This window comes from Gordonia sp. PP30 (genome assembly GCF_023100845.1).
Classification (GTDB): Bacteria; Actinomycetota; Actinomycetes; order Mycobacteriales; family Mycobacteriaceae; genus Gordonia.
On the sequence record NZ_CP095864.1, the window covers coordinates 3646279 to 3655802 of the forward strand.

General features: G+C 66.9%; 8 protein-coding genes. 2 read left to right on the forward strand and 6 right to left on the reverse strand.

The annotated features are described in order from the left end of the window. Window positions 1–198 precede the first annotated feature (198 nt). Window positions 199–732, forward strand: a complete 534-nt coding sequence (locus MYK68_RS17085; RefSeq protein ID WP_247864946.1) for an MTB12 C-terminal domain-containing protein — start codon at window positions 199–201, stop codon at window positions 730–732. Window positions 733–904: 172 nt separating this feature from the next. Here the strand turns inward: MYK68_RS17085 and MYK68_RS17090 are convergent, their stop codons facing one another. The 6 genes from MYK68_RS17090 to MYK68_RS17115 form a co-directional block, all read right to left on the reverse strand. Then, window positions 905–1966, reverse strand: coding sequence for a DUF8320 family protein (locus tag MYK68_RS17090; RefSeq protein WP_247864947.1), 1062 nt, complete (start codon window positions 1964–1966; stop codon window positions 905–907). Then, complete coding sequence (locus MYK68_RS17095; RefSeq protein WP_247864948.1) at window positions 1963–3114, reverse strand: sensor histidine kinase; 1152 nt, start codon at window positions 3112–3114, stop codon at window positions 1963–1965. Before MYK68_RS17095 ends, MYK68_RS17090 begins: the two co-directional genes overlap by 4 nt. Before the next feature lie 208 nt (window positions 3115–3322). Then, a complete protein-coding gene (locus tag MYK68_RS17100) occupies window positions 3323–3625 on the reverse strand; it encodes a hypothetical protein (protein ID WP_247864949.1) in 303 nt (100 codons plus the stop codon). 278 nt (window positions 3626–3903) lie between these two features. Then, window positions 3904–4140 carry an MbtH family protein gene (locus MYK68_RS17105; RefSeq protein WP_283255242.1) on the reverse strand — a complete coding sequence of 79 codons (237 nt, stop codon included), beginning with the start codon at window positions 4138–4140 and terminating at the stop codon, window positions 3904–3906. Window positions 4141–4240: 100 nt separating this feature from the next. Next, window positions 4241–5266, reverse strand: a complete 1026-nt coding sequence (locus MYK68_RS17110; RefSeq protein WP_247864950.1) for an alpha/beta hydrolase — start codon at window positions 5264–5266, stop codon at window positions 4241–4243. Between the two features lie 125 nt (window positions 5267–5391). Beyond that, a complete protein-coding gene (locus MYK68_RS17115) occupies window positions 5392–8055 on the reverse strand; it encodes an amino acid adenylation domain-containing protein (RefSeq protein WP_247864951.1) in 2664 nt (887 codons plus the stop codon). Window positions 8056–8257: 202 nt separating this feature from the next. Here MYK68_RS17115 and MYK68_RS17120 point away from each other — a divergent pair, with 202 nt between their 5' ends. Continuing rightward, window positions 8258–9511, forward strand: a complete 1254-nt coding sequence (locus MYK68_RS17120) for an IS256 family transposase (RefSeq protein WP_247864952.1) — start codon at window positions 8258–8260, stop codon at window positions 9509–9511. The last annotated feature ends 13 nt before the right edge of the window (window positions 9512–9524 follow it).

Genomic DNA, 9524 nt, shown 5'->3' on the forward strand with positions numbered 1-9524 from the left:
GAGCACCATGTCGCTCGCGCGACAATCCAGCAATGGAGTCATCTTAATGACCTGCACCGACAAGGCAGGCACCGCGCCGCAAACTCGACCCGAACGGAGGGCCGCCCGGCGCCCGGCGCCCGCCGCCCGCGCTGGCCGCGCGTGCCGCCTTCTGGTTAAGTTAGGCGTACCTGACTAGATCCGAGGAGGACCTCCGTTATGCAGAAGAACCTGCGCCGCCCCGTCCTGGCGGTCGTCACGCTCGCCGCCGGCGCCGCCATCGCCCTGACCGGCTGCTCGAGTGACTCGGGCGACACCGCCGCCAAGGCGAGTTCCGCCGCCACCTCGGCGACCGACTCGGTCAAGTCGGCGGTCGAGGGCCTGGACGTGGCCAAGGCCCAGGAGATCCTCCGCAAGGCCGTCGACCCGGCCACCCCGGCCGACCAGATCGACAGCGTCGTCGACGTCACCAACCCGGCCACCAAGGCCGCCATCATCGGCTATGCCAAGGGCTCGGCCGCCGGCGGCTACACCCCGGACGTGTACACGGTCAGCTCGGTCACCGGGACCGACAAGGTCGACGGACACGACGCCGCCAAGGTCGTCATCACCGTGAAGTCGCCGCACGCGCCGCAGCCGGTCGAGATGACCGACAACCCGCTGGTCTACGTGAAGGTGGACGGCACCTGGAAGCTCAGCGGCGACGCCGTGACCCAGCTGTCGTCGATGGCCGGCAGCCACGGCGGTCACTGACCCCGCAGCATCCGCGACGACGCGCCGGCACCCTTCCCCGACACGCTTCCCGGGCTGGTCCTACCCGCTCGGCCGAGCTGGTCCGACACGCTCTCCGAGCCTGTCGAAGGGTGACCGGCGCGTCGGATTTCGGCCCCGACACGATCCGCGACAGATCGCGCCGGGCGACCCGCTACGCCCAGCGCAACCCCGCCGCGGCCCGGACGCAGGACCGTCGCTCGACGACCTCCCCGTCGACCACGTTGATCAGCGCGACCTCGTCCCGGCCGGGCGGCAGGATGCGGGCCGTGACCGCCCCCGACGACGCGGCGTGCAGCACCCGGATCAGTTCGCCGCGCAGCCGCTCCGCATCGGCGGCGGTGAGCGCGTCGAGATCGAGGCCGCCGTCGTCGAACAGCGCGACGGTGACGCCGCGGGACCGGGCGGCGGCCGCCGCAACGCGGGTGCCCTCGCTGTACCAGCCGCGGCCGCGGACCTCGTCGCGGAGCGTGAATTCGAGGAGCCGGACGGCCAGCGCCTCCTCCTCTGTGAAGCTGTCGCCGTCGGCGATACGCGCCAGGATCGGTCCGGCCTCGCGGGCGACCTGCGCGAGGCGCTCGTCCCGCTCGTCGATGGCGGCCCGCCGCGCGGCGCCGGCCCGGACGGCGGCCAGTTCGCGTTCGCGCAGGGCACCCATGAGTTCCATGATCGGCCGGATCATGGCGGCGACGATCACCGCGGGCAGCACCGTCCCGATCACCCGGTTGCTCATCGGCACCACCATCCCGGCCGGATAGCCGTGCGACCGCGTCCAGACGGCCGCGGTCAGCAGGGTGCCGCCGATCATCAGCCAGGCGACGAGGAACCGGCCGCGAATGGCCACGATGCCGGCGACGACGGCGGCGAGCGCCGGCGGCATGGTCACCTGAACCCAGAACTGCGATCCGTGCGGCAGATGCCACCAGGCCAGCGCCAGAGCGCAGAGCGAGGCCACCCCGATCACCGCGGCCGCCCAGACCGGGAGGGGGTCGGCGGGGATCGCGATCACGGCGACCAGGCACAGCACTTGCAGCACGAGCGAGAACACCTGCGCGGCCCAGAGTCCGCCGGACGCGGATGCGGACGCGCCGATCATCGCGATGACATAGCCGGCCACCAGCACCGCGGCGGCGACGGTGACCAGGGGCGACCGCAAGCCGATCAGGGTCGGCAGGTCGGGTGCCTCGGGTGCCGCCGGATCGGGGCGGGCGGTCATGCCCGCTCCCAGTGGATCGACACCATCGCGCCTTCACCCGGTGCGCTCTGCACCCACGCCGCGCCGCCGGGCACCGAGGCCATGCGCGCGCGGATGCCGATCTCGATGCCCAGGCGATCGGCGGGCACCCGGTCGGGCGCGAAACCGACGCCGTCGTCGACCACGCGCAGCCGGATCCCGTCGTCCGAGAAATAGCCGACCACCGCCTGCGAGGCCCCCTCGCCCGCGTGCCGGAGACTGTTGCCGAGCGCCTCGCCGACGGCCTCGGTGAGCACCTCGACCACCGCCAGCGGATAGTGGTCGGCGCCGTCGACGTCGAGTGCGACAGCGATGTGGTCGCCGTGCGCCACGACGGCCTCCCGGACCCGCAGATGCGCGGTGTGCGCGTCGACGAATTCGGGCCGTTCCGGGCGTTCGGCGCCGTGCAGGACGCCGAGCGCACGACGCGCCTGGTCGCGCTGCACAGGGGCGGGCCGGCCACCCGTCACCGTGCGCAGGACGGCGATCACCTCGTCGCGGACCACGGCGTCGACCCGGATGCGTTCCTCGGCGCGTGCGGCTCCCGCCGCATCCGCCGCGGCACTCGCGAGCACGCGGACGCGGTCGTCGTCGACCTGCCGCGCCGCCTTCATGGAGGCCGCGACGATCGCGAGGAAGAGACCGATCAGGGAACCGTTGACGACGGCGCGGTACGACTCGGCCGGCAGCAGTTCCCCGGCGTGGGCGTAACTGAGGACCGCCCACATCACCGTGACCAGCACGGTCGCGTAGGCGATGGCCGCCCGGTATCCGGCGGTGACCGCGACACCGATGCACGCCATCGTGGCCGTGGTGCAGACCCACACCGGATTGATCGCGTCGGGATCGGCGAGCCGGCCGGTGCGGGCGGCGAACCAGAGGAGCAGCAGGACGAGTTCCACCGCGCAGGCCGTCAGCGCGGCGGGCCGCAGATACCGCCGGTAGCGTTCACCGGCCGCCAGGATCAGACCGAGGCCGGCGAGCTCGAGCGCGACCACCGCGAGAATGTTCCACCACAGCCTGGTCAGCACCCAGTTGTCGACCAGGGCGCCGAGGGCCAGCAGAGGAGTGAGCACCAGCATCACGCCGATACAGAAAGCCGCGGCGCGCTGCAGGCGCCACACGTTCATCCGGTCACGCCCCGACGACACAGCACTCAAACGGACAATTCATCGTTGCTGATTGTACTGCGAGTCAGGATTCTCAGGTTGCTCTTAGAGAGTGCGATGAGGCCCCTCGCCAAAGGAGGATCTTCGCCGCCGCCCACGACCACACACCCGGGGAATCGGGGGTCTAGCCGCCCGATCGCCCAGGAGGCGACGAGCGGGGCTTTCGCCTTCAACCGGTGGCGCTGAGCGTGTCGTCTTCGGCGAGACCGCGGCCGAGCCACATGATCGCGTCGGCCACCCAGCGACCCTGCACCTCGGGCTCGAGGCGGCGGATCGCGTCGGGCAGAAAGCTCATCAGGGCGGCCGACAGCGCGGCGTTCTCGGAGAGCGCGTGCCGGGAGACGACGCGGTCGTACTCACAGATGCGCTGGTACAGATCGCCGTAGGTGACCACCTCACCACTCAGACGCACCGCAGTCATCCAGGGCATCGCCGCAGCACGCTGCTCGATGCGGGAGAGAAGGTCGTTCATGATTCCGCCTGTCCGCCGGTGCGAGCATCTGTTCGGATGACCCCAATACTGGGACCCTACCGCCCAGTATCGCAGAGCATCGCTACGGGCAACAGGCCTGGCGCCCACCGTATGATGCAACCCACACTCGATGTCGTTGCCTCACGATATCGAGCATGACACGAAATATCGCCAGCACCAGTGAGGCCAGTGTGGCTGAATCACATTCGTGATACCCCCGTTACGAGGATGTCGCTGTCGGCGAGTCTGTACCCGCCGACAGCGACATCGAGACACCGTCAGCCTTTGGCGGCACGCTCCGCCGCATCGCGCTCCATCGCCTCGATGAGACTCTTCGGGCGCAGGTCGGTCCAGTTCTCCTCCACGTACTTCAGGCACGCCTCCCGGCTGTCCTCACCGAACACCTTGGTCCAGCCGGCCGGAATGTCGGCGAAGGTCGGCCACAGGGAATGCTGGTTCTCGTCGTTGACGAGGACGAAGAAGCGGCCGTTCTCATCGTCGAAGGGGTTAGTCACAATCAATCTCCTCGGTTATGGATCAACAGGGCCTCACGCGCGTGAGACCTCGGCACGAAGTCGAATTTTACCGCGCGGTCAAAGCAGAAACGTAAGCAGATCAGCGGATCGCTGCCCAGATCTGCGGCCACGATGCCTTCAGCTCACGCTCCCAATACCCCCATGAGTGGGTGCCGACCGGCCGGATCACGATGGTCGCCGGAACGTGGAGTTGCTTCAGCCGCTGCTGCATGTTCAGAGTGCAATACGTCATCGCGGCCTCGATTCCACCACCGAGCGTGATCTGATCGATCATCTTCGGGTTGAGGTCATCGAGCGAGTGAATCTGCTCGTCGGGGCCGGGAAGACCCGACATCGACGAGATGTACAGCGAGGTGCCGCGCAGCTTGTATGCATTGACGTACGGATCGTGCCGACGCCAGTCCGGACCGTTGAGCGGACCCCACATCTTGGTCATGTCCGCTCCGATCCGGCCCTCGATGACCTGCCGAATGAACTCCTGGCCGATCGGGTCGCTCGTCTGGGCGCAGCCACTGTACGCGGCGACTGCCTGGAAATGTCCCGGCTTTCTGACGGCCAGATTCAACACCGACGTGCCAGCCATCGAGATACCGGCGATCGCATTCTTGCCGTTGGTATTGAACCGCTGCTCGAGTAGCGGAGGCAACTCCTTCAGAAGAAATGTCTCCCACTTACTCCGGCCGATCTTCGGGTCGACCCGCTGCCAGTCGGTATAGTATGAGCCGCCTCCGGCCAGCGGAGTCACGACATAGACGTGCTTGTTTGCGAAGAACTTCTGGTAATCGGTCTTGTCGGCCCAGTTGCCTTCACCTTCGCCACCGGCCACACCGTTGAGCATGTACAGCACGGGCGCCGGGCGGCTCTGATCACGCGGGAGGAACACGTCGAGCGGAATATTCCGATCCATCGACGCCGAGTAGACCGTGAATCGCTGATGCTGCGGCCCGTTGTTCTCGACGCTGACGATTCGCGACTGCGCCGCCGACGCCGGGCCCGCCCCCAGCAGTCCGGTAGCGATCAGCAGCGCAGCGCAGAGCACGACGAAGGCTCTGACTTGTGACATTGCCGTTCCTTTCGGGATATTCACGCCGAACGATACTCGCATATTCATTGCCGTTCGGACGGTCCATCCAATCGGCGGCGCGGTCGCACCCGGTATGCCCGGTCGCACCCTCGCCCTGACCACTCAGTATGCGAATCGACGCGGTAGGCGCGTCGCGTTACGGACCATCACGATTTTGGTCCGATCAGATGACGGCCGAGGTCCGGTCCAATCAGTCTGAATCCCTGTGTGGACCCCATCGCCCCGTGCTCGACGTCGACGTCGATGTTGACGAAGTCACCGGACACCCGCTGCCGCCAGTATTCGGTGATGCGTTCGGGCCGTTCGCGACGAGCAGTGAAGAAGAGTACCGGCGCGTCCACCTCGCCCGGCTCGTGATCGGCGAGCAACTCGGCTCCCGCCGCAAAGGCATCGATCATCCGACGAGCCAGTCCAGTCAGGTCTGACACCTCGGCGAACTGAGCCGCGAGCGTCTCGTCGGCCGCCGATTCGGCGCCGTTGCCGCCACGCAACTGCTCCCAGTCGGCCCGGAGCTCGGCGACCAGCGCCGCATGCTCGACTGCGGAGACCTGTTCTTCGTATAGCGCGCCGGCAGCGGGATCCATCAGGCCCAAGAACGCGACCTCATCACCGTCGGCCCGCAGCTTCTGGGCGACCGCGAAGGCGATGACACCGCCCAGCGACCAGCCGAGCAGATAGTAGGGGCCCCGAGGCGTGACCCTGCGAATCTCGGCGATATAGCGGTCGGCAAACTCGTCGATCGTCGACAACCGATCCGTATCAGCGACGACGGCGGGGTCCTGCAGACCGTACACCGGACGATCGTCGAGATAGGGCAACAGGCCTCCGTACACCCAGGCGACACCGTTAGCCGGAGGAAAGCAGAACAACGGGGGCAGCTTCCCTCCAGTCCGCAGCGCGATCAGCACACCACTGGCATCGGAGCCACCCGATATCACCGACGCGAGATCCCGCACTGTCGGGTGCGAGAACAACCAGGGCAATTCGACGGTGCGGCCACTCGCCTGCCGCAGTCTGGCGGCGAGCCTGACTGCGGCGAGCGAACTTCCGCCTAGGTCGAAGAACGAATCCAGCGCGGAAACCTGGTCGACACCCAGCACCTCGGCGAAGGCTGCAGCGACGAGCTCTTCGACGTCGCCCTGTGGAGCCACGTACTCGGCGGCGAGCTGCTGCATGTCGATCGGCGGCAGTGCGCGGCGGTCGATCTTGCCGGCGGCGTTCAGCGGTAGCTCATCGAGCACGGACCACACAGTCGGCACCATGTAGCCGGGCAGCGCGCGTCCGAGGGCCGCCTTCACCTCATCGAGATCGATCGTCGCCGGCGAGATGTAGGCGGCGAGGTGTTCGCCGCCATCCGGCGCCGCTGTGACCGTCACGGCTGCGTGCACGACGCCGCGGACCCCGCCGATGACCGACTCGACTTCACCCAATTCGATGCGCTGGCCGCGCAATTTCACCTGGAAGTCGGTGCGCCCCAGGTACTCCAGTGCGCCGTCGGCATTCCATCGCACCCGGTCACCGGTCCGGTATAGGCGCTCGCCGGCCACCCCGTACGGGTCCGCGACGAAGCGCTCTGCAGTCAGCTCCGGCCGGGAGGCGTATCCGCGGGCCAGCTGGATGCCGCTCAGGTAGAGTTCGCCGGCCACACCGATCGGAACGGGTACGAGCCTGGAATCGAGGACGAGCGTGCCGATGTTGACCACCGGCCGACCGATCGGGACCGCAGTGTCTCCCGGCAACACCGTTTGCGCTGTCACGTCGACAGCGGCCTCGGTGGGACCGTAGAGGTTCTCCAACCGCACCCCGGGGAGCTCGGCGAGAAGTGCTTGAGCATTCGCCGCAGTGAGCGCCTCGCCCGAGGTGACCACCATCCGCAGCGAATCGAGCGCCCGCACCGAGTCGCCGAGCACTTCGAGGAACACCGAAAGCATCGACGGGACGAAATGCACGACCGAGACGCTGCGTTCCGCGATGGCCTTAGCCAAATAGTGCGGATCCCGGTGGCCATCAGGCTCGGCGATGACCACGGATGCTCCGCACATGAGCGGCAGGAAGAGTTCCCACACCGAGACATCGAACGTGTACGGCGTCTTCTGCAGAATCCGATCAGACTCAGTTACGGCGTAGTCTTTCTGCATCCAGGAAAGCCGATTGACGATGCCGGCCTGCGTCACCGTAACGCCCTTCGGCCGACCGGTCGAGCCCGAGGTGAACAGCGTGTACGCTGCGTGATCGCCGGTCAACAGCGCCGACCGCTCATCGTCTGAGACAGGCGATGCAGTGAGGTCGGTCGTACCCGCGGCATCGACCTCGATCACCGCGCGGCCACTCTCCGCGCGCAATGCCTCCGGTCGCTCCGCGAGCGCGGCGACAAGAACGAGAGTCGCGCCGGATACGTCGAGCATGTACTCGATTCGGTCCGACGGTGCCGCTGTGTCGATCGGGACATATTGTCCACCTGCCGCGATCACCGCGTGCACAGCCACCAGCATCTCCAACGAACGCTCGATCACCACTCCGACTGCGACGTCGGGTCCGACGCCGGCCGCGATCAGTTCGCGTGCGAGTACCGCTACCCGTGCCCCGAACTCGCGATATCCGACCTCGCGATCGCCGACGATCACCGCTGTCGAATCAGGCTTCCGCAGGATCTGCCCGGCCAGCGTACTTGCCAGCGTCTCCGTGGGACCGTTCTCAGTCTCGGGCCCGGCGGACAACTCGAAAGCCCGGAATTCCTCATCAAGCGCCAGGAACGGGACATCGCCCACGGCCCGTGCCGGGAGACTGGTGAGCCCACTGAGCAGCGTCACGAATCGCTCCGCCAAGCGAGCGATCGTCGGTTGGTCGAACAGGTCGGTCGCGTACGTGATGGACCCGATCCAGCCGGGTAAGTCCCGTGGAGTGGTGGGGTTTCGGGGCCGGGGTCGGGGTGTCTTCCCTGTAGATGGGTGGGCCATCGCGTAGAGGTCAATGAGTTACCGACAAAAGTGACTCGAAGACAAGGACCACGCGATGACCCGCGACCATTCTGCCCTGTTCGCTCAGCTCGATGCTCTTGCCTCCGCCGATTCCGGTGCGGTGTTCGCTGAGCTGATCCGTGCGGGCTTGCAATCGCTCATCGAGGCCGAAGCGGCCGGGAAGATCGGTGCCGGCCGTTACCAGCGCAGTGTTGATCGTTGCACCCACCGCAACGGGCACCGCGCCAAGACGATCTCGACGACTTCCGGGGATGTATCGGTGAAGATCCCCAAGCTCCGGTCGGGGTCGTTCTTCCCATCCCTACTGGAGAAGCGGCGACGGGTCGATCAGGCATTGCATGCGGTGATCATGGAGGCCTACGTCCACGGCGTCTCTACCCGCAATGTCGATGATCTGGTGCGCGCCCTCGGCGTCGATACCGGGATCTCCAAGTCCGAGGTCTCCCGGATCTGTGGTGGCCTCGATGAGCAGATCACCGCGTTCCGGCAGCGTTCGCTCACCCACACCGAGTTTCCCTACATCTTCTGCGACGCCACGTTCTGCAAAGTGCGGGTCGGCGCCCACGTGGTCTCCCAAGCCCTGGTCGTAGCAACCGGGGTCTCAGCGGCCGGAACCCGTGAAGTCCTCGGTACCGCTGTGGGAGATAGTGAATCGTTCGAGTTCTGGCGCGAGTTCCTGGCCTCCCTCAAAGCCCGAGGCCTGACCGGCGTGCATCTGGTGATCTCCGACGCGCACGCCGGACTCAAAGCCGCCGTCGCCCAGCAGTTCACCGGCGCGGCCTGGCAACGCTGCCGCGTGCATTTCATGCGGAACCTGCACGGGGTCGTCCCCGGTAAACAGGGCCCGGTCGTGACCGCGGCAGTCCGCACGATCTTCGCTCACACCGATCCGGCCGACCTGTCTGCCCAATGGGACCAGGTCGCCGACTCGCTGGCCGCCTCGTTTCCGAAAGTGGCAGCGATGATGAACCAGGCCAAACCCGACGTCCTCGCGTTCAGCGCGTTCCCGCAGACGCACTGGCAGAAGATCTGGTCGAACAATCCGATCGAGCGACTCAACAAAGAGATCAAACGCCGCGCCGACGTCGTGGAGATCTTCCCCAACCCGGCCGCGTTCCTGCGCCTGGCCACCGCCGTGGTCATCGAGGCCCACGACGAATGGCAAGTCACCCGCCGCTACTTCTCTGACGTCTCCATGGCCGATCTCCGCCGCACGATCGCAGCCAAACAACAGTCACTTACCAACGGACAACCCGAACCCGCCACCACCGATCAACAGATCGCCTAACCTCGACTCGACT

Bases quoted from the DNA above. Each gene is read 5' to 3' on its own strand.
- MYK68_RS17095 (WP_247864948.1), bottom strand. From the start codon at position 3,114: ATGAACGTGTGGCGCCTGCAGCGCGCCGCGGCTTTCTGTATCGGCGTG.
- MYK68_RS17090 (WP_247864947.1), bottom strand. From the start codon at position 1,966: ATGACCGCCCGCCCCGATCCGGCGGCACCCGAGGCACCCGACCTGCCG.
- MYK68_RS17085 (WP_247864946.1), top strand. From the start codon at position 199: ATGCAGAAGAACCTGCGCCGCCCCGTCCTGGCGGTCGTCACGCTCGCC.
- MYK68_RS17120 (WP_247864952.1), top strand. From the start codon at position 8,258: ATGACCCGCGACCATTCTGCCCTGTTCGCTCAGCTCGATGCTCTTGCC.
- MYK68_RS17110 (WP_247864950.1), bottom strand. From the start codon at position 5,266: ATGCGAGTATCGTTCGGCGTGAATATCCCGAAAGGAACGGCAATGTCA.
- MYK68_RS17100 (WP_247864949.1), bottom strand. From the start codon at position 3,625: ATGAACGACCTTCTCTCCCGCATCGAGCAGCGTGCTGCGGCGATGCCC.